The sequence below is a fragment of the Dyella sp. genome (genome assembly GCF_035685805.1).
Taxonomy (GTDB): domain Bacteria; phylum Pseudomonadota; class Gammaproteobacteria; order Xanthomonadales; family Rhodanobacteraceae; genus Dyella_A.
This window is the reverse complement of the sequence record NZ_DASSAB010000043.1, coordinates 141566-162527: the sequence shown is the minus strand read 5'-3', so window position 1 is coordinate 162527 and position 20962 is coordinate 141566. Positions and strand designations below refer to the sequence as shown.

The 20962-nt window shown below is 67.5% G+C and carries 12 protein-coding genes and 1 tRNA gene; 8 read left to right on the top strand and 5 right to left on the bottom strand.

The genetic code is table 11. The features are described 5' to 3' along the window. Positions 1 to 227 precede the first annotated feature (227 nt). Complete coding sequence (locus VFG40_RS12960; protein WP_324898115.1) at positions 228 to 1103, top strand: DMT family transporter; 876 nt, start codon at positions 228 to 230, stop codon at positions 1101 to 1103. 77 nt (positions 1104 to 1180) lie between these two features. After that, positions 1181 to 2059 (top strand): aldo/keto reductase, encoded by an 879-nt coding sequence (locus VFG40_RS12955; RefSeq protein WP_324898113.1) that lies wholly within the window; start codon positions 1181 to 1183, stop codon positions 2057 to 2059. A gap of 74 nt (positions 2060 to 2133) precedes the next feature. Here VFG40_RS12955 and VFG40_RS12950 read toward each other — a convergent pair whose 3' ends face one another. From VFG40_RS12950 to VFG40_RS12940, 3 genes are all read right to left on the bottom strand, one after another. Further along, positions 2134 to 3063, bottom strand: coding sequence for a 5'-nucleotidase (locus VFG40_RS12950; protein ID WP_324898111.1), 930 nt, complete (start codon positions 3061 to 3063; stop codon positions 2134 to 2136). Between the two features lie 101 nt (positions 3064 to 3164). Next, positions 3165 to 3926 carry an NAD kinase gene (locus VFG40_RS12945; RefSeq protein WP_324898109.1) on the bottom strand — a complete coding sequence of 254 codons (762 nt, stop codon included), beginning with the start codon at positions 3924 to 3926 and terminating at the stop codon, positions 3165 to 3167. A 252-nt stretch (positions 3927 to 4178) separates the two neighbouring features. Further along, entirely contained in the window at positions 4179 to 9104 is a 4926-nt protein-coding gene (locus VFG40_RS12940; protein WP_324898106.1) for an NAD-glutamate dehydrogenase, read from the bottom strand. A gap of 559 nt (positions 9105 to 9663) precedes the next feature. On the opposite strand from VFG40_RS12940, the gene VFG40_RS12935 reads away from it, so the two are divergent. Next, positions 9664 to 10869 (top strand): efflux RND transporter periplasmic adaptor subunit, encoded by a 1206-nt coding sequence (locus VFG40_RS12935; RefSeq protein ID WP_324898104.1) that lies wholly within the window; start codon positions 9664 to 9666, stop codon positions 10867 to 10869. 12 nt (positions 10870 to 10881) lie between these two features. Then, positions 10882 to 14061 carry a multidrug efflux RND transporter permease subunit gene (locus VFG40_RS12930; RefSeq protein WP_324898101.1) on the top strand — a complete coding sequence of 1060 codons (3180 nt, stop codon included), beginning with the start codon at positions 10882 to 10884 and terminating at the stop codon, positions 14059 to 14061. A 152-nt stretch (positions 14062 to 14213) separates the two neighbouring features. Here VFG40_RS12930 and VFG40_RS12925 read toward each other — a convergent pair whose 3' ends face one another. Next, positions 14214 to 15374, bottom strand: coding sequence for an acyl-CoA dehydrogenase family protein (locus VFG40_RS12925; RefSeq protein ID WP_324898099.1), 1161 nt, complete (start codon positions 15372 to 15374; stop codon positions 14214 to 14216). A gap of 227 nt (positions 15375 to 15601) precedes the next feature. Here VFG40_RS12925 and VFG40_RS12920 point away from each other — a divergent pair, with 227 nt between their 5' ends. From VFG40_RS12920 to metH, 3 genes are read left to right on the top strand one after another with little or no spacing between them, the layout of a single operon-like run. Continuing rightward, complete coding sequence (locus VFG40_RS12920; protein WP_324898097.1) at positions 15602 to 16528, top strand: metalloregulator ArsR/SmtB family transcription factor; 927 nt, start codon at positions 15602 to 15604, stop codon at positions 16526 to 16528. Positions 16529 to 16562: 34 nt separating this feature from the next. Beyond that, the gene (locus VFG40_RS12915; RefSeq protein ID WP_324898095.1) at positions 16563 to 17642 is read left to right on the top strand and encodes a homocysteine S-methyltransferase family protein; all 1080 of its coding nucleotides are present in this window, start codon (positions 16563 to 16565) and stop codon (positions 17640 to 17642) included. Next, on the top strand, positions 17639 to 20332 hold the full coding sequence (gene metH / locus VFG40_RS12910) for a methionine synthase (RefSeq protein WP_324898093.1): 2694 nt from the start codon (positions 17639 to 17641) through the stop codon (positions 20330 to 20332). Before VFG40_RS12915 ends, metH begins: the two co-directional genes overlap by 4 nt. Before the next feature lie 16 nt (positions 20333 to 20348). On the opposite strand, the gene VFG40_RS12905 is transcribed toward metH, so the two are convergent. Next, on the bottom strand, positions 20349 to 20690 hold the full coding sequence (locus tag VFG40_RS12905) for a lipid-A-disaccharide synthase N-terminal domain-containing protein (protein ID WP_324898091.1): 342 nt from the start codon (positions 20688 to 20690) through the stop codon (positions 20349 to 20351). A gap of 146 nt (positions 20691 to 20836) precedes the next feature. Between VFG40_RS12905 and VFG40_RS12900 the strand changes: the two genes are divergently transcribed. Further along, a tRNA-Val gene (locus VFG40_RS12900) sits at positions 20837 to 20911 on the top strand. Positions 20912 to 20962 lie beyond the last annotated feature (51 nt).

Genomic DNA, 20962 nt, shown 5'->3' with positions numbered 1-20962 from the left:
CACTCAAGCATGCTTGGGTGGCTTTTTCATTGCGCCTCCGGATTCCTTCCAGCCGTCGGTGTACCGCCGAGCAGCGGTCACGGCGGCGACCGTTGGAGACAGGTTGAACCCCGGCGGAGGTCCGCCAGCAGGCACTCGATCGAGGCGCCTGCTCGAGACGGCGCCACGATGCTGCTGCTCGCTATGGGAGAATGCGGCCCGGCCATCACGACGGCGCGCTTCCATCCATGCTCAAAGGCGTCATTCTCGGTTTCGCCTGCTATGCCGCCTTCGCGATCAGCGACGCCTGCGTCAAGTCGCTCCACGGTTCGGTGCCTGCCTACGAGGCGGTCTTTGCGGGCGCGCTGCTTTGCCTGTGTGCCCTGCCCTTCATCCGCGGGCGCGGCGACCGGTGGCGCGACGTGGTGGTGGCCAATCGCCCGGGCCTGTGGTGGATCCGCGCGCTGACCGGGGGCATCTGCAACATCTCGGCTGTGGTGGCGTTCACGCTGCTGCCGATGGCTGAAACGTTTGCGCTGATCTTCCTGATGCCGATCTTCGTCACCCTGCTCTCGGTGCTGTTCCTGAAAGAACACGTGGGCTGGCGCCGATGGGCTGCCGTGCTGATCGGGTTCGCCGGAGTGATGGTGGTGCTGCGCCCCGGCTTCCGGGAACTCGGCACGGGTCACTTCGCCGCCATCCTCTGCGGATTGTCCGGCGCCGTCTCCATGGTGGCGATGCGCCTGGCCGGCGCGCACGAGAAACGCATCAGCCTCTACGGCGCCGGAGTCGTGGGGCCACTGCTGCTTGGTGGCCTGCTGATGATCCCGCACTTCGTCTGGCCCGACGTGCACGCGTGGCCGCTACTGCTGGGCTACGGGCTGATGCAGGGCCTCGCCGGCGTGTTGTTGATGCTTGCCACGCTGCTGGCACCTGCCAATCGCATCGCGCCGACGCAGTACAGCCAGATGTTGTGGGCGATCGGTTTCGGCTACTGGCTGTTTGGCGACACGCTGGACTGGCCGATGCTCGCCGGCATCGTGCTGATCCTCGGTGCCGGCCTGTTCACCCTGGTTCGCGAAGAGAAGGTCACGCCATGGTGGCGGCGGCAGAAGCTGGTCTAGATCTGCGCGCCCGCAGCGCTTGTCGCCACGACGGGCGCTGGTCACACTGAACGGGTCCTTCGCCACGGCACGCTGTCATGCCCAACACGCCTCTTGCACTCTCACCCATCGTTGCGGGCATGTGGCGCATGGCGGAATGGCAGCTGGACGTGCCCGCCCGCGTCCGCTGGATTGAACAGACGCTGGAACTCGGCATATCCACATTCGACCACGCGGACATTTACGGTGATTACCGCGTTGAAGCGCTTTTCGGCGAGGCGCTGCGGGCGGCACCCCGGCTACGCGGCCGGATGCAGCTGGTGAGCAAATGCGGCATCCGGCTGCGCTCGCCGGAACACGCCTACCGACTGAACTACTACGACACCTCCAGCGCCTACCTCCGCGCGCAGGTCGAACGGTCGTTGGCGAACCTGGGTGTCGAGCAGCTCGACCTGGTGCTGATCCATCGGCCCGATTACCTGATGGACGCGGCAGCCTTGGCCGGGACCTTCCGCGAGCTCACGAGCGAAGGCAAGGTAGCCCACTGGGGTGCATCCAACCATTCGCCGGCCCAGTTCGCCCTGCTCCACCAGCATCATCCGCTGACAACCCATCAGGTGGAACTATCGCCGCTGGCGATGCAGGCGCTCGACGACGGCGTGCTCGACCAGGCCCAGCAACTGGCCTTGCGCCCGATGATCTGGTCTCCGCTGGGCGGCGGGCGCCTTTTCTCCGGCAGCGATCCCCAGGCAGTACGCGTGCGCGAGACGATGGAAGGTATCGCGACGCGCCTAGGCATCAGCCTGACGACGCTCGCCTACGCCTGGATCCTGCGTCACCCGTCTCGCCCGTATCCGATTACCGGAAGCGGCCGCATCGAACGACTGGCCGAGGCTGTCGCTGCCCTGGATATCGAGCTCGATGCGCAGGACTGGTACGACATCTGGACCGCCAGCCAGGGCCACCCCGTGCCGTAACGGCTGGCGATGGGAGCACATCACACGCCGGGAAAGCAAACGGCCGGTGGATCCCCGCGTTACACCAGATGCCGCTAGCGGTTGCTCACGCCATGCGGCACATGGCCTGTCGCCACGTGTCGCCGCGCAGACTCTACGTTGGCCGGGGAATCGTCGAAGAAGATGTCGGCGCCGAATGCGTCGAGAAAGGGCCCCTTGTCGCGTCCGCCGAGGAACAGCGCCTCGTCGATGCGCACGCCCCACTTGCGCAGGGTCAGTATCACGCGCTTGTGTGCCGGTGCGGAGCGCGCCGTGACCAGCGCGGTGCGGATCGGCGAGTTCTCCGCCGGAAAGGCCGCCTGCAACCGGTGCACTGCAGTCAGGAATCCGCGGAATGGCCCCACCGAGAGTGGTTCGGCGGCACGTTCGTGCTCGTTGCGGTGGAACGCGTCGAGGCCCTCTTCGCGCGACACCCGTTCGCCCTCGTCGCCAAAAAGTACCGCGTCGCCGTCGAACGCGATGCGCAGCTGTTCGCTGGCCCGCGGCGGCGCCGTGCTGGGCAGGATGGTGGCCGCGGCGACACCGGCGGCCAGCGCGCGTCCGACATCCTCGGCATTGGCCGACAGGAACAGATCGGCCTTGAACGGCGCGATGTAGTCGGAGGTGGGCGCTCCGCTGGTAAAGGCGGCGCGACTGATCTCCAGTCCGTAATGCTGGATGGCGTTGAAGATGCGAAGGCCGGTGTCGCCGGAATTGCGCGAGAGCAGGATCACTTCCACCGGTGGTACATCACCGGCCAACCGATTGAGCCCGAGCAACTTCTGCACCAGCGGAAACGCGACACCCGGAGGCAGGATCTCGTCCTCGTGGTCGATCTGGAAGCTGCGATAGGCGTCCAGCCCGTCGCGTTCGAACAGCGCGTGGCTGTCGCCCATGTCGAACAAGGCCCGCGAGGAGATCGCCACCACCAGCCGGTTGTCGCCGGCAGCCGAAGGATCGTGGGCGTCTGGAGCGGAAGAGGTCATGCGCGGCGCCGGGGCGTGGGAGCGCCAATCTAGCAAAGGCGCACCGCGATGCGTAGCGGAGCGAGCAGGCACACCTGCCCGCGCGCGTCTGATCCATCGCGTCAATCGGCGGCGAACTGCTCGTCCAGGATCCGCTGCTCCAGGTTGTGCTCCGGATCGAACAGCAGCCGCACGCCATTCTCGCGCGACTGGCGAACGGTCACGGCACGGACGTCTCGAACCTCGTGGAAGTCGGCGGTGGCGCTGACCGGCCGCTTGCCCGGATCGAGCGTGCGCAGGCCCACCTCGGTCAGATGCGGCAGGATCGCGCCGCGCCAGCGTCGGGGTCGGAACGGGCTGATCGGGGTCAGTGCGAGCACGTTCGCGTCCAGCGGCAGGATCGGCCCATGGGCGGACAGGTTGTAGGCAGTCGACCCAGCGGGCGTCGCCACCAGGATGCCGTCGCAGACCAGGTTGGCGAGCTTGACCGTGTGGTTGAGCGTCACCTCCAGGTGCGCGGCCTGGTTGCTCTGGCGCAGCAGCGACACCTCGTTGAACGCGATGGCGCTGGATACCTCGCCCGCGGCGTCGGTGGTGTGCATTTCCAGCGGGTACAACGTCGCCGTGTGGGCGCGGGCGATCCGCTCGGGCAGCTGGTCCAGCCGATGCTTGTTCATCAGAAATCCGACCCGGCCCAGTTTCATGCCGTACACCGGAGCCGGCAGTGCGTGATGGGCGTGCAGCGTGCGCAGCATGAAGCCATCGCCGCCGAGCGCAACGATCACTTCGGCTTCGAGTGGTGCCGTATGCCCGTAGCGTTCGACGAGCTTGCGGCGGGCCTGCTGGGCGAGCGGCGTGTCGCTGGCAACGAAAGCAAAGCGCATGGTCTGGGTCGGCTGGAAGTGTCCGGCGAGCTTACAGGAGCACGCCGGACCGCCGTGAGGAAGGCAGCCGCGGCTCGGTAGGCACGCCACGCATACGGACGGCTAGGCACCACCCACCGACCGGCATACGGGCGTGCGCATCGATCCGCCGGCGCCGGACACGGCCCCGCGCGCGATCAACGCGCGGGCCCGTGCAACCACGTGCACTCAGCCAGCCGGCACTCGGCTGGCCGGCACTCATCCGGCCGGCGCTCAGCCAGCGGGCACCTGCGCCAGCTGGGCCAGTCGACGCACCGCGACCGAGGCGATCGGGTAGTCCGCGTTCTGCGTGAGGATCTCCGCCAGCATGGTGCGGGTGTACTTCAGCGTGGCGTCGTCGCGCTCCAGCCACGCCTGCACCGGCGAGCGGTCGGTGCGCTCGCCGCACAGCGAAAGCACCTGCAGCGCCAGCGCGCGATGCTGGTGGTTCAGCTCGTCCAGCAGCGAACCGCGTGCCTGGGCATGCCAGTGCCCCTCCACCGGCAGCGCCTCGATCTGGTCACGCAACCACTCGAGGTCCAGCGCCTCGCCCAGCTCGTAGAACACCGTGGCCACCTTCGCCACCGGCTCCCCGCTGTGCTGGGCCACTTCCACCATGTCCAGCGCTGCACGCAGCTCGGACAGCCGCGCCAGCCGAACCGCCAACTCGGCCGGCAGCCCCAGGCCGACCCACTTCTCCTGGCTCGACTCGAAATCGCCGCGGCCGGTGTCGGTCAGTGCGTCGGGCAGCGCCTTGCGCAGTTCGCTGACCCGGCTCTGGTAGCGATCCACATTCGCGGCGATATCCAGCGTGCCGCCCGGGCGGTTGAGCAGCCAGCGCGTCATGTGCCGCAGCAGGCTCCAGATCTGCAGGATCGCGTCGATCTGCGTGCTCTCGGCCACCTGGCTGTCGAGCACCTCGATCTGTGCCCACAATTCGCGTGCGTCGAGGATCTCGCGCGCCGCGGTGTAGGCCTTGGCGATCGCCGCCGGCCCCTGACCGGTGTCCTCCTGCATGCGCATCATGAAGGTGGCGCCCATGCGGTTGATGGTCGAGTTGGTCACCGCCGTGGCGATGATCTCGCGCTTGAGGCGGTGACGCTGCATGTGCTCGGCGTACTTGTCGTGCAGCGGCTCGGGGAAGTAACGCACCAGTTCCTTGGACAGGTAAGGGTCCTCGGGCACGTCCGACTCCAGCAGCTGCTGGAACAGCTTGATCTTGTCGTAGGACAGCAGCACCGACAGCTCCGGCCGGGTCAGGCCCTGGCTGCGCGCCTTGCGCTCGGTCAGCTCGGCGTCGGTCGGCAGGTTTTCCACCTGGCGATCGAGCAGGCCTTCGCCTTCCAGCGTGCGGATGAAGTGCGCCATCGAACCGAGTCGCTTGGTCGACTGGTGCTCCATCAGCGTGATTGCCTGGTTCTGGCGATAGTTGTCCCACAGCACCAGCTGGCCCACCTCGTCGGTCATCACGCGCAACTGCTGGTTGCGCTGCTCCTCGGTGAGCTCGCCGCGCTGCACGGCGTCACCGAGCAGGATCTTGATGTTGACCTCGTGGTCGGAGGTATCCACACCGGCGGAGTTGTCGATGAAGTCGGTGTTGAGCAGCACACCGTGCTGGGCCGCCTCGATACGGCCCTTCTGGGTCATGCCGAGGTTGCCGCCCTCACCCACCACCTTGCAACGCAACTCGGCGCCGTTGACGCGCAGCGCGTTGTTGGCGCGATCGCCGACGTCGGCGTGGGTCTCGCTGGCCGCCTTGACATAGGTACCGATGCCGCCGTTCCAGAGCAGGTCGACCGGCGCCTCGAGGATGGCGCTCAGCAACTCGTTCGGCGGCAGGTGCGTCGCGTCGCCCTTGATGCCGAGCACCGCACGCACCTCCGGCGAAATCGGGATCGACTTGGCGCTGCGCGGATAGACACCGCCGCCGGTGGATATCAGCGAGGTGTCGTAGTCGGCCCAGCTCGATCGCGGCAGGGCGAACATCCGCTCGCGCTCCACGAACGAGCGCTCGACGTCCGGGCTCGGGTCCAGGAACACGTGGCGGTGATCGAACGCCGCCACCAGCTTGATGTGACGCGACAGCAGCATGCCGTTGCCGAACACGTCTCCGGACATGTCGCCGATGCCCACGCAGGTGAAGTCCTGCGTCTGCGAATCGCGCCCGAGCGCCCGGAAGTGGCGCTTGACCGACTCCCACGCCCCCTTGGCGGTGATGCCCATCGCCTTGTGGTCGTAACCGTTGGAGCCGCCGGAGGCGAACGCGTCGCCAAGCCAGAATCCATGTTCGACGGAGATCGCATTGGCGATGTCGGAGAAGGTGGCCGTGCCCTTGTCGGCCGCGACCACCAGGTACGGGTCGTCCTGGTCGTGGCGCACCACATCGTGCGGCGGCACCACCTGGCCCTCGACCAGGTTGTCCGTGATGTCAAGCAGGCCGGCGATGAACAGCCGGTAGCAGGCGATGCCCTCGGCCTGCTGCGCATCGCGGTCGCCGCCCTCGGGCGGGTTCTTCACATAGAAACCGCCCTTCGAGCCGACCGGCACGATCACCGTGTTCTTCACCATCTGTGCCTTCACCAGGCCCAGCACCTCGGTGCGGAAATCTTCGCGACGGTCGGACCAGCGCAGGCCACCGCGCGCTACCGGGCCGAAGCGCAGATGCACGCCCTCGACGCGCGGCGAGTACACGAATATCTCGCGGTAAGGCACCGGCTTGGGCGCGTCCGGCACCCGATGCGAGTCGAACTTGAAACTGATGTAAGGACGCACCTGCCCGTTCCACTGCTGGAAGTAGCTGGTGCGCAGGGTGGCGTCCATCACGTCCAGGTAGCTCTTGACGATGCGCTCGTCGTCCAGGCTCGCGACGTCGTCGAGCAGCGTGCGCAGCGCGTCAGTCAGCACCTGCACCTGGGCAGCGCGCGGCTGCGCCAGCGAGGCGACCATGCCGTCGACCAGCTCCGCATGCGCGGCGCGGGTGGCTTCGGGAATCAGCGCCACCATCTGCCGCCGCAGGTCTTCGCCGGCGCGCTCGCGCTCGTCGGCGGACAGGCTCTCGCGACGCGGGTCGAACTTGGCGTAGAACAGCTCGATCAGCACGCCGGCGATCGCCGGGTACCGGTTGAGCGTGGCTTCCATGTAGGTCTGCGAGAACGCGATGCCGACCTGCTGCAGGTACTTGCAGTAACCGCGCAGCACCGCCACCTGGCGCCAGTCGGCCTGGGCGAACAGCACCAGGTTGTTGAAGCCGTCGCTCTCGGCCTGACCGCGCCACAGCGCCTCGAAGCTGCGTTCGAAACGGTCGCGCACGTGCGCCAGCTCGAAGGTTAGCGGCTGCTTCGGCTTGAGCTCGAAGTCGTGGATCGTCAGCGGCTGGTGCTGGTTCTCCAACGTGTAGACATGCTCGGCGAGCATCCGCACGCCCATGTTCTCCAGCATCGGCAGTGCTTCGGAGAGCGGAATCGGGTGGCCGTAGTGAATCACCTTGAAGCGCAGCGAGCCGTCGGCGTGCCGGTACAGCGACATGCGGATGGCGTCTTCGCTGTCGAGTCCTGCCAGCGCCTGCACGTCGGCGGCGGCGACTTCCGGCGTCACCTCGTCGATGTAGCCCGGCGGCAGTGCGCGCGCAAAGCGGTTGGCCAGCACCACGCCCTCGTGCGCGCCGACATTGCGTACCAGCACATCGCGCACCTCGTCCTGCCAGTTGCGCACGATCGCCGCCACGCCGTGCTCCAGCGCGGTGGTGTCGTAGCTCACCTGCTCGCCGACGCGCGGACGCACCACCACGTGCAGGCGCGCCAGCGCGGCCTCGCCCATCAGCACGGCCGAGTCGACCTGCTCACCGTGCAGCGCGTCGCGCAGCAGCGCCTCGATGCGCTCGCGCACCGTGGTGTTGAAGCGCTCGCGCGGCACGAACACCATGCAGGTGAAGAACCGGCCGTAACGGTCGCGCCGCACGAACAGGCGCGTGTGCGCACGCTGGCGCAGTTCGAGAATGCCGGTGACCGCGTTGAACAGCTCGTCCTCGTTGGACTGGAACAACTCGTCGCGCGGCAGCGTCTCCAGGATGTGCCGCAGCGACTTGCCCGAGTAGGAGTCGCGCTTGAGCCCGGAGCGCGTAAGCACCGCTTCCACCTTTTCGCGAACCAGCGGCACGTCCTGCGGGCGGGCCATGTATGCGTTGGAGGAAAACAGCCCCAGGAACCGTTGCTCGGCCACCGGCTTGCCGCTGGCGTCGAAGCGCAGCACGCCGATGTAGTCCATGTGCCCGGGACGATGCACCTGCGAGCGCGCGTTGGTCTTGGTCAGGATCACCGCCTCGGCGGCGCCGGCCGGTACGGCCGTGCGTGCACTGAGCGAACTGAGCGAACGCGGTGCCACCGAGCGCTCGTTGCCGGACAGGATGCCCAGGCCCGAGCCGTCCACCGATTGCAGCACCTCGCCATCCGGACCTTGCCGCACTTCGTATTCGCGGTAGCCGAGGAAGGTGAAGTTGTCCTCCGCCACCCACCGCAGGAACTCGCCCGCCTCGCGCGCCACGCGCGGATCCAGTGCCGGCTGGCGCTGCGGCAGGTCGGCAGCGATGGCACGAGCCTGGTCGCGCATGGCGGCCCAGTCGCGCACGGCGGCGCGCACGTCTTCCAGTGCGTCCTCGATGCGCGACTTCAGTGCGGCCTGGGCCGCCTCGTCGGCGAGCCGGTCCACCTCTAAATGCATTACCGACTCGGCGGAGTCGGCCTCATCGCCCAGCGCCTGCAGCTTGCCCGACGCGTCGCGCGTCGCCCTCACCACCGGATGGATCACGGCGTGGATCTGCAGTTCCGCCGAGACGATCATGCTCACCGTGTCGACCAGGAACGGCATGTCGTCGGTGACCACCTCGACCACGCTGCGGCCATCGTGACCGGCCATCGGGTTGAGCACGCGCACCGAGGCGCGGCCCACCTGGCGCTGGTCGATGAATTCCAGCAGGCCCTCCACCAACGTTGCCCACTCCGCAGCGGTGTGCAGCGACTGGTCGCCCGCGGCCAGCCGGGCGAAGAAAGCGCGGATAAAAAATTGCGCCTCCTGGAGGCGCTTGGCGGGCAAATCCTTTTTGCTTATTTCGTCGAGAACAACTGCTGCGAGGGAAACATTTTCGTCCGCGCGGATCGCATTCATGGCTTCTACTGTGCAGTGGAGACAGATGGGGATCTAAAAGCCCCAAGAGGATACGCCGGGGCACCGGGCGAATCCACCGCGCGGCGCCGCTTGCAGCCATGCTCGCGCGCATGGTGGAGCGCTCTCGCGCTGCGTCGTGGGCACGTTGCAGCGCAATAAAAAAGGCACGCTGAGCAGCACCGGCGGCGATCGCCGACCTGGCAGCGCCGAGTGCGCGGAGCGGGTGCTGAGAGATCGTGCCGATCGCGTGCGATGCGGTGCGCGCGAAGGCGAGCGGACGAGGTCGCGAGTCCGCGACAAAAACGGGCACACGAGCACGCATGCGGGCAAGACAAATTGTAAACCGGCGGGTATAGTCTGCGGTCCGGGACGCGCGGGTGTCCGCCCGTCGGCGGACGCATCGTCCGCGTTTGCACCGTCGTCCCGTCCGGTTTGCCGCCATCACGCATGCCCGAGCGCCCGCCCCGGCGCAGGCGTGACGCCATGGTGCAGCACCGAACAAACCCAAGCCCGCAAGCCCCGAACCCGAAAGCATCGAACCCGAAAGATTGGAGTCTTCATGAACCCCTCTTCACTGCGCACCCCTCTGCTGTGCCTGGGTCTGCTCGCCCTGGCCGCGTGCGGAGGCAAGGACAAGAGCCCGCCGGCCCCGCCGCCGCCGACCGTGGGCGTGATCACGGCCACGCCCACCAGCACACCGCTTACCAAGGACCTGGTCGGGCGCCTGTCGCCGTTCCGCAGCGCCGATGTGCGTGCGCGCGTGTCGGGCGTGGTGCTGAAGCGCACTTATGACGAAGGCTCCGACGTCAAGAAAGGCCAGGTGCTGTTCCAGATCGATCCGGCCCCGCTGAAGGCCTCGCTCGACGCGGCCCAGGCCAACCTGGCCCAAGCCCGCGCCAGCTACACCAATGCCAAGGTCGCCGCGCAGCGGGTGCGCGAACTGGCGCCGAAGGGCTACGTGTCCAAGTCGGACCTGGACAACGCCGAGGCCACCGAGCGCAGCGCGCAGGCCAGCGTGCAGCAGGCCCAGGCGAACGTGCAGACTGCGCGGATCAACCTCGGCTACGCCACCGTGACCTCACCCATCGACGGCCGCGCTGGCAAGCAGCAGGTGACCGAAGGCGCGCTGGTCGGCCAGGGCGAAGCCACGCTGCTGACCACGGTGGACCAGATCGACCCGCTGTACGTGAACTTCACCCTCGGCGCGAGCGAGCTCGAACAGATGCGCCAGGCGCAGGCCCAGGGCAACCTCACGCTGGCCGACCCCAACACCGCCAGCGTCGCCGTGAGCCTGCCCGACGGCAGCGCGTATCCGCACCAGGGCACGGTCAACTTTGCCGACATGGCGGTCAATCCCGCCACCGGCTCGGTGGATCTGCGCGCGACCGTGCCGAACCCGGAGCATCGCCTGCTGCCGGGCATGTACGTCACGCTCAAGGCAAAGCTGGGCGAGCAGCACCGGATCTTCCTGATTCCGCAGCCGGCACTGCAGCGCGACACCACCGGCGCGTATGTGCTGGTGGTCGGCAAGGACGGCAAGGTGGCGCGCAAGGATGTCACCGCCGAGCAGGTCAGCGGCAGCAACTGGGTGGTGAGCGATGGCCTGGCGGCCAGCGACAAGGTGATCGTGTCCGGCCTGCAGTCGGTGAAGGATGGGGCACCGGCCAAGACCGAGCCGTGGACGCCCGCCGACCGCAAGACGCCGGGTGACGCGCAGCCGCAACCAGCCACCAGCGCGGGCAAGGCGTCCGCCGCCAAGCAGTAACGGAGCGCGATCATGCCGAGTTTCTTCATCGATCGCCCGATCTTCGCCTGGGTGGTCGCCATCCTGATCACCCTGGGCGGCACGCTCGCCGTGCTGAACATGGGTATCGAGTCGTATCCCAACATCGCGCCGCCGCAGGTGACGGTGAGCGCGACCTATCCCGGTGCCAGTGCCGACACCACCGAGAAGACCGTCACCCAGGTGATCGAGCAGCAGCTCACCGGCATCGACCACCTGCTGTACTTCAGCTCGTCCTCCAGCGCCAATGGCTCGGCCAATGTCACGCTCACCTTCGAGACCGGCACCGACCCGGACATCGCCCAGGTGCAGGTGCAGAACAAGGTCTCGCTGGCCACCCCGCGACTGCCCTCGGAGGTGACCCAGCAGGGCGTGGTGGTGGCCAAGGCCAACCCCGACTTCCTGATGTTCGTGGCGCTCACCTCGGACAATCCCGCCGTGGACGGCGCCCGCCTCAACGACATCGTTTCCTCGCAGGTGCTCGATCAGGTGTCGCGCATCTCCGGCGTGGGCAGCATCCGGCAGATCGGCTCCGAATACGCCATGCGGATCTGGCTCAACCCGGACAAGCTGCACGGTTACGGGTTGTCGGCCACGCAGGTGTTCAACGCGATCAAGGCCCAGAACGTGCAGTTCGCCGCCGGTGCGCTGGGCGCCGACCCGGCCCCGCCGGGCCAGGGTTTCAGCGCCACGGTCTCGGCCGAGGGCCGCTTCTCCACGCCGGAGGAGTTCCGCGACATCATCCTGCGCGCCAACAGCGACGGCACCACGGTCAAGCTCGGTGACGTGGCACGGATTGCCTTCGGCCCGCAGAACTACGGCTTCCACGCCCAGTACAACGGCAAGGAGGCCGGCGCCTTCGGCGTGCAGCTGCTGCCCGGCGCCAACGCGCTGGACGTGGCAACGGCGGTGCGCTCGAAAATGGACGAGCTGGCCAAGAGCTTCCCGCCCGGCGTGACCTGGTTTGCGCCCTACGACAGCACGCCGTTCGTGCGCATCTCGATCAAGGAGGTGATCGAGACGCTGGCGATCGCGATCGTGCTGGTGTTCGGCGTGATGCTGATCTTCCTGCAGAACTTCCGCGCCACCGTCATTCCCACGCTGGTGATTCCGGTGGCGCTGCTGGGCACCTTCCTCGGCCTGCTGCCGCTGGGCTTCACCATCAACCAGCTGACCTTGTTCGGCATGGTGCTGGCGATCGGCATCGTGGTGGACGACGCGATCGTGGTGATCGAGAACGTCGAACGCATCATGACCGAGGAAGGCCTCTCGCCGAAGGAGGCCACCCGCAAGGCGATGGGCCAGATCACCGGTGCAATCGTGGCGATCACGGTGGTGCTGGCGGCGGTGTTCGTGCCCTCGGCGCTGCAGCCGGGCGCCTCGGGCGTCATCTACAAGCAGTTCGCGCTGACCATCGCCGTGTCGATGGGCTTCTCCGCGCTGCTCGCGCTGTCGTTCACGCCGGCGCTGTGCGCGAGCTTCCTCAAGCCCGAGCACGGGGACAAGAAGAACGTCGTCTACCGTGGCTTCAACAAGGTGTTCGACCGCGTCACCCGCATCTACGGTGGTCACATCGGCAGCGCGATAAGTCATGCGCCGCGCTGGATGATGGTGTTCGCCGCGATCTGCGTGATCTGCGGGGTGCTGTTCGTGCGCATGCCCACCAGCTTCGTGCCCAGCGAAGACCAGGGCTTCGCGCTGGCGATCGTGTCGTTGCCACCCGGCGCCACGGTCGACCGCACCCAGGCCGTGATGAAGCAGGTTCGCGCCACCATCAAGGACGATCCGGCGGTGGAGGGCATGTTCCAGATCTCCGGCTTCAGCTTCGTCGGCGCCGGCGAGAACACCGGCATGACCTTTATCCGGCTGAAGGACTGGGCCAAGCGCGACGTCACCGCCGAGCAGTTCATCGCCAAGGCCAACGGCATGCTGCACGGCATCCGCGACGCGCAGATCTTCGTGGTCAACCTGCCGACCATCCGCGGCCTGAGCCAGTTCGGCGGCATCGACATGTGGCTGCAGGCGCGCGCCGGCCAGGATCGCAGCGCGCTGACCAAGGCACGCAACACCCTGCTGGCCAAGGCCGCGCAGGACAACAAGCTCACCGGCATCCGCCCGCAGGCGCTGGAAGACGCGCCGTCGCTGAAGCTCAGCGTGGACCGCGTGCAGGCACAGTCACTGGGCCTGTCGGTGAGCGACATCTACCAGGCGATCCAGCTCACCCTGGCACCGGTCTACGTCAACGACTTCGCCTACGGCGGACGCGTCAAGCGCGTGCTGATGCAGGCCGACCAGCCTTACCGGATGGGGCCGGACGCGCTGCAGCACATCTACACGCCGAGCAACCAGACCGACGCCGACGGCACGCCGCAGATGATTCCGGTGAGCAGCGTCGTCGACGCGAAATGGACGCTCGCCTCGCCGGCGCTGGCCCGCTACAACGGCTATTCGGCGGTGGAGATCGTGGGCAACGCGGCGGAAGGCTTCTCCACCGGCCAGGCCATGGCGGAGATGGAGAAGATCGTCAACGACGACCTGCCTTCGGGCTTCGGCTACGACTGGACCGGCCAGTCGTATCAGGAAATCCTCTCCGGCAATTCGGCCACGCTGCTGATGGTGCTGTCGATCGTGATCGTGTTCCTGTGCCTGTCGGCGCTGTACGAAAGCTGGTCGATCCCCGTGGCGGTGCTGCTGGTGGTGCCGCTGGGCCTGCTGGGCACGGTCACGTTCTCGATGCTGCGCGGCCTGCCGAACGACATCTACTTCAAGATCGGCCTGATCACGGTGATCGGACTGGCCGCGAAGAACGCGATCCTGATCGTCGAGTTCGCGGTGGAAAAGCAGGCCCAGGGCCAGAGCCTGCGCGAAGGCGTGGTGGAAGCGGCCCGGCTGCGACTGCGCCCGATCCTGATGACCTCGATGGCGTTCATCCTGGGCGTGCTGCCGCTGGCGATCTCCACCGGCGCCGGCGCCAACTCGCGCCATGCGATCGGCACCGGCGTGATCGGCGGCATGCTGTTTGCCACCTTCCTCGGCCTGTTGCTGATCCCGGTGTTCTACGTGGTGGTGCGCCGCCTGCTCGGCGAAAAGCTCGACGGACCGGAAAACGACAAGCCGGCCCGCGGCCATGACGGCATGCAGCCGTTCGATTCCGATCCGCGACGGGGAACCTGAGCCGGCAGGGGCGGCGCGCCGCCCCGCTTCACCCACCGCTCGCTCTACCGGGGCGGGCAGTGAAAAAAAAGCCCCGGCCAAGGCCGGGGCTTTTTTGTGCTTCCTCGCGCGGGAACCGCGACAGCGGGCCGTTGCCCCGCCCCCACGTCGCCTCAGCGCAGGCCCGTCTCCGCCCGCGCGATCACCATGCGCTGGATCTCGCTGGTGCCCTCGTAGATCTCGGTGATCTTGGCGTCGCGGAAGTAGCGCTCCAGCGGCATTTCCTTGGAGTAGCCCATGCCGCCGTGCACCTGCACGGCCTGGTGGGTGATCCACATTGCCGCCTCCGACGCCACCAGCTTGGCCACCGAGGCCTCGGTGTTGAAGCGCCCGCCGGTCTTCTCCGCTTCCATCTTGGTCCACGCCGCGCGCAGCGTGAGCAGGGTGGCGGCGTCGAGCTTGCACTTCATGTCGGCGATCTTGGCCTGGGTCATCTGGAACGTGCCGATCGGGTGGCCGAACGCCTTGCGGTCGCGCGACCACTGCAGCGTGGCCTCATAGGCAGCCCGCGCAATGCCCACCGCCTGCGAGGCAATGCCGATGCGGCCGGCGTCGAGCACGCCCATGGCGATCGCAAAGCCCTTGCCGATCTCGCCCAGCACGTCGTCCTTGGAGCAGATGTACTCGTTGAGCTCGATCTCGCAGGTGGCCGAGGCGCGGATACCCAGCTTCGGCTCGGTCTTGCCGGCCTGGAAGCCGGGCTTCTGCGTGTCGATGATGAAGGCGGACACGCCCTTGGCGCCGATGCCCGGCGTGGTGATCGCGAACAGCACGATGTAGCGCGCCACCGGGCCGGAAGTAATCCAGCTCTTCTTGCCGTTGATCACCCAGTCGCCATCCCCATTCCTGGTGGCGCGGGTGTGCATGGCCGAGGCGTCGGAGCCGGACTGCGGCTCGGTCAGCGCGTAGGCGCCGATGCCCTCGCCCTGTGCGATCGCGCGCACGTACTTCTGCTTCTGCTCCTCGGTGCCGTGCTTGAGGATGCCGTTGCAGAACAGCGAGTTGTTGACCGACATGATGGTGGAGGTGGCCGCGTCGGCCGCCGCGACCTCGATCATCGCCAGCACGTAGGCGATGGTGTCCATGCCCGCGCCGCCGTACTCCTCCGGCACCTCGATCCCCATCAGGCCCAGCTGGCCCATCTCGCGGATGTTGTCCAGCGGAAACTCGCCCTTGGCGTCCAGTTCGGCGGCGACCGGCGCGATGCGCTTCTGGGCGAAGTCGCGCGCAATCGACTGGATCGACAGCTGGTCTTCGGTAAATCGGAAATCCATGAACTACTCCGGCGCAATGACTTAGCCGTTCATTTTAGCCTGCCTGCCCCTCACGGCTTTGTGCAGTCGCAGCACACGCCGGTCTTCGGGCGGGGCTCGCTCGCGCCGCCACGTGCCCCACGCCGCCGTTCGGCAACCGCCGGTGCGCCGTCCCGGCGGCAGCCCTTGACGCCCCCGCGATGCAGGCCTAGCCTTGCTTATCTTTGTATCGCGATAAAGGGATGATCATGGATCTGGCGACCGCCTCCAGCGTGCTTCGCCTGCTCGCCGACCCGACCCGGGTGCGGCTTCTTGCCCTGCTGGAGAGCGAGGAGCTCACCGTGGCCGAGCTGGCAGCGGTACTGCACCTGGCGCAGCCGCGTGTGTCTACCCACTTGGCCAAGCTCAAGGAGGCCAACCTGGTGCGCGACCGCCGCGCCGGCGTCTCGGCCTACTACCGCGCCAACAACGAGGGCGAGGAGCACCAGCACGCACTGCTGCGGTCGCTGCGCGAAAGCATCGATGACGCGCTGCTGCGCGAGGACGCCGCGCGCGTGCCCGCCGTGCTGGCCAAACGCGCCGGCGAGGAAGGCTGGGCCGACACGGTGGCCGGCGACATGGAGCGCCACTACTCGCCCGGTCGCACCTGGGAAACCCTGGCCCGCTCGCTGCTGCAGCTGCTGGAAACCGGCGACGTGCTGGACATCGCCTCCGGCGACGGCATCACCGCCGAACTGCTGGCGCCGCACGCGCGCTCGATCCTGTGCGTGGACTCCAGCGAGCGGGTGGTCGAGGCGGCCACGCGCCGGCTGGCGGCGTTCGCCAACGTGCAGGTGCGCCAGGGCGACATGCAGGCACTGGACCTTGGCGAGCACCGCTTCGACCTGGTGCTCATGCTGCACGCCCTCACCTATGCCGAGCAGCCGGCCGTGGCGGTCGCCGAGGCCGCACGCGTACTGCGTCCCGGCGGCCGGCTGCTGGCGGTGACGCTGGGCGAACACGACCACCGTGCCGCGGTGGAGCCGTTCGACCACCGCAACCTCGGGTTTTCCGAAAACCAGCTCGCGGGCTTTGCGCAGGCGGCGGGGCTGGAGGTGCTCAGCGCCAACCGGCTCAGCCGCGAGCGGAAGGCACCGCACTTCGAAGTGATCAGCCTGCTGGCGCGCAAGCCGTGAGCACGCGCCCACCACCCCTGCCGAGGACCGCCGCATGACCACCCTGCCCTGGCTCCACCCCGACCGCGTCGCGATGCTCGAACACGCGTTGCGCCAGCGCATCCTGATCCTGGACGGCGGCATGGGCACCATGCTGCAGGGCCACCAGCTGGACGAGAGCGGCTTCCGCGGCGAGCGCTTCGCCGGTGGCCACGACAGCACCCACGCCCACGACCACCCCGGCGCCTGCGACCTCAAGGGCAACAACGATCTGCTCACGCTGACCCGCCCGGAGATTATCCGAGGCGTGCACACCGCGTACCTGGAGGCCGGGGCCGACCTGGTCGAAACCAACACCTTCAATTCCACCCGCATCAGCCAGGCCGACTACCACCTGGAGCACCTCGCCTACGAGCTCAACCGCGAGGGTGCGGCGCTGGCACGGGCGGCCTGCGATGCGATGGAGCAACGCACGCCGGACAAGCCGCGCTTCGTGATCGGCGTGCTCGGCCCCACCAGCCGCACCGCCTCGCTGTCGCCCGACGTCAACGACCCGGGCTTCCGCAACGTGTCGTTCGATGAGCTGGCAGCCAACTACACCGAGTCCGCCAGCGGGCTGATCGACGGCGGCGCCGACGTGATCATGGTCGAGACGATCTTCGACACGCTCAACGCCAAGGCCGCGCTGTTCGCGCTGAGCGAACTGTTCCGCGCGCGCGGCGGACGGCTGCCGGTGATGATCTCCGGCACCATCACCGACCGCTCCGGCCGCACCCTCTCGGGCCAGACCGCCGAGGCGTTCTACTACTCCGTGCAGCATGCCCGGCCGCTGTCGGTGGGCCTCAACTGCGCGCTGGGCGCCGCCGACCTGCGACCGCACATCCAGACCCTGGCAAACATTGCCGACGGCTTCGTCAGCACGCATCCCAACGCCGGCCTGCCCAATGCGTTCGGGGAGTACGACGAGTCGCCCGAGCAGATGGCCAGCGTGATCGGCAGTTTCGCCCGCGACGGCCTGCTCAACCTGGTCGGCGGCTGCTGCGGCACCACCCCGGCCCACATCAAGGCAATTGCCGACGCCGTGCGTGACTGCGCGCCGCGCCAGCTCCCCAGCGAGAAGCAGCAAGCCGCATGAGCAACCAAGCACCTCGCTACACCCGCCTGTCCGGCCTTGAGCCGCTGGTGATCACGCCCGACCTGCTGTTCGTCAACGTGGGCGAGCGCACCAACGTCACCGGCTCGGCGCAGTTCAAGAAGCTGATCAAGGAAGACCGCTACGACGAGGCGGTGGAGGTGGCGCGCCAGCAGGTGGAGAACGGCGCGCAGATCATCGACGTCAACATGGACGAGGGCCTGATCGACTCCGAGGCGGCGATGACCCGCTTCCTCAACCTGATCGCCGCCGAGCCCGACATCGCCCGTGTGCCGGTGATGGTCGACTCGTCCAAGTGGACGGTGATCGAGGCCGGCCTGCGCTGCCTGCAGGGCAAGGGCGTGGTCAATTCCATCTCGATGAAGGAAGGCGAGGAAGCATTTCTCGAACAGGCGCGCAAGGTACAGCAGTACGGTGCCGCCGCGGTGGTGATGGCGTTCGACGAGGTCGGCCAGGCCGATACCTGCGCGCGCAAGGTCGAGATCTGCTCGCGCGCCTACGCGCTGCTGACCGAGAAGCTCGATTTCCCGCCCGAGGACATCATCTTCGACCCGAACATCTTCGCCATCGCCACCGGCATCGAGGAGCACAACAACTACGCGGTCGACTTCATCGAGGCCACCCGCGAGCTGAGGAAGCGCTTCCCGCTCAGCCATGTCTCCGGCGGCGTCTCCAACGTGTCGTTCTCGTTCCGCGGCAACAACACCGTGCGCGAGGCGATCCACTCGGTGTTCCTGTACCACGCGATCCGTGCCGGCATGGACATGGGCATCGTCAACGCCGGCGCGCTGACCATCTACGACGACATTCCCGACGAGCTGCGCGAGCGCGTCGAGGACGTTGTGCTGAACCGTCGCGACGACGCCACCGAGCGGCTGCTGGAGATCGCCGAGCGCTTCAAGGCCAAGAAGGGCGAGGCGGTGGTCGAGACGCTGGCCTGGCGCGACAAGCCCGTGCGCGAGCGCCTAAGCCACGCGCTGGTGCACGGCATCGACCAGTTCGTGGTGGAGGACACCGAGGAAGCCCGCCAGCTGTCATCCCGTCCGCTGGACGTGATCGAGGGCCCGCTGATGGACGGCATGAACGTGGTCGGCGACCTGTTCGGCGCCGGCAAGATGTTCCTGCCGCAGGTGGTGAAATCCGCCCGCGTGATGAAGAAGGCGGTCGCCCACCTCATTCCCTACATCGAGGAAGAGAAGCTGCGCACCGGCGACGCCGGCAAGAACAACGGCACCATCATCATGGCCACGGTGAAGGGCGACGTGCACGACATCGGCAAGAACATCGTCGGCGTGGTGCTCCGCTGCAACAACTTCGAGGTGATCGACCTGGGCGTGATGGTGCCGGCGCAGAAGATTCTCGACGCCGCGCGCGAGCACAAGGCCGACATCATCGGCCTGTCCGGGCTGATCACGCCGTCGCTGGAAGAGATGAGCCAGGTCGCCCGCGAGATGCAGCGGCAGGACTTCCACCTGCCGCTGTTGATCGGCGGCGCCACCACCTCGCGCGCACACACCGCGCTGAAGATCGAGCCGCACTACAAGTCCCCCACGGTGTGGGTGAAGGACGCCTCGCGCGCCGTCGGCGTGGCGCAGTCGCTGCTCAGCAAGGAGCTGGTCGACGCGTTCATGAGCAAGGTGCGCGCCGAATACGCCGACGTGCGCGAACGCCACCGAAATCGCGGCCCCGGCAAGCAGCTGGTCTCGCTGGAAAAGGCCCGCGGCCAGCGCTTCCATAGCGACTGGCAGGCCTATGAGCCGGCCGAACCGAAACAGCCCGGCCTGCACGTGTTCAACGACTACGACCTGGGCGAGCTGCGCGACTACATCGACTGGACACCCTTCTTCAACGCCTGGGAGCTGGCCGGCCGCTATCCCGACATCCTCGGCGACGAGATCGTGGGCACGCAGGCCACCGAACTGTTCGCCGACGCACAGAAGATGCTGGACACGCTGATTGCCGAAAAATGGCTCACCGCCCGCGGCGTGATCGGCTTCTGGCCCGCCGCCAGCACCGGTGACGACATCGAGCTGGATACCGGCAACGGCACCCGACGCACGCTCCATCACCTGCGCCAGCAGGTCGACAAGCCGGTCGAACGGCCGGACTTCTGCCTGTCCGACTTCATCGCCCCAGCAGCGTCCGGCAAGCGCGACTGGCTCGGCGGCTTCGCGGTGACCGCCGGCATCGGCATCGAGGAGCACGTGGCTCGCTTCGAAGCGGCGCACGACGACTATTCGGCGATCCTGCTCAAGGCGCTGGCCGACCGTCTGGCCGAGGCGTTCGCCGAGCGCATGCACCAGCGCGTGCGCCGCGAGTTCTGGGGCTATGCGCCGGACGAGTCGCTGCCGAACGACGCGCTGATCGCGGAGAAATACCGCGGCATCCGCCCGGCGCCGGGCTATCCGGCCTGCCCCGACCACACCGAGAAAACCGCGCTGTTCGAGCTGCTGGATGCGCCCGGCCATGCCGGCATCACCCTCACCGACGGCTTCTCGATGTACCCAGCCGCCGCGGTGTCCGGCTGGTACTTCGCGCACCCGGACAGCCAGTACTTCGTGGTGGGCCGGATCACCCGCGAACAGGTCGACGACTATGCGCGGCGCAAGGGCTGGACCCGCGAGCAGGCGGAGCGCTGGCTGGCGCCGAGCCTGGACTACGACCCGGAATGACCGGCAGCGAGGCCGCTCAGGCTTCGCCCGGGACCGCCTTGCGCCGCTTCACCTCGCGCATGTGCACGACCAGGTTGTAGATCGATACGAACGCCGGAAAGAAGTTGGAAAGGATGCCGACCGAGTCGTTCTTGCCCACGATGAAATAGGCCAGCAGCAATGCGCTGCCGCACACCGACAGCCACCAGAACGCCAGCGGCATCACCACCCGCTTGAGCTTGCGGGTGTAGTACACCTGCACGAACCAGCGGCTGGTGAACATCAGCGAGCCGGCCAGGCCCACGGCCTTCCACGGCGTCACCTCGAAGCTCTTCAAGGCGGCAAGGATGTGGCCGAGTTCGAGTTGAAGCAGGTCCATCAGGGCAGATCCGGGCAGCGTGGGCGCGACAGTCTAGCAATCCGGCCGGCACCGTCGCGGCAGGCCGTTCAGCGACCGGCCATCGGGATCGACGCGATCCCCGTTGACCGCGGCCATCACACCCCGTATATTTGCGCGCTCTCGGCGGGCGGTTAGCTCAGCGGTAGAGCACTGCCTTCACACGGCAGGTGTCACAAGTTCGATCCTTGTACCGCCCACCATCTGATCGACGAAAAGGCCTCCCCAACGGGTGGCCTTTTTGTTTTGCGGAT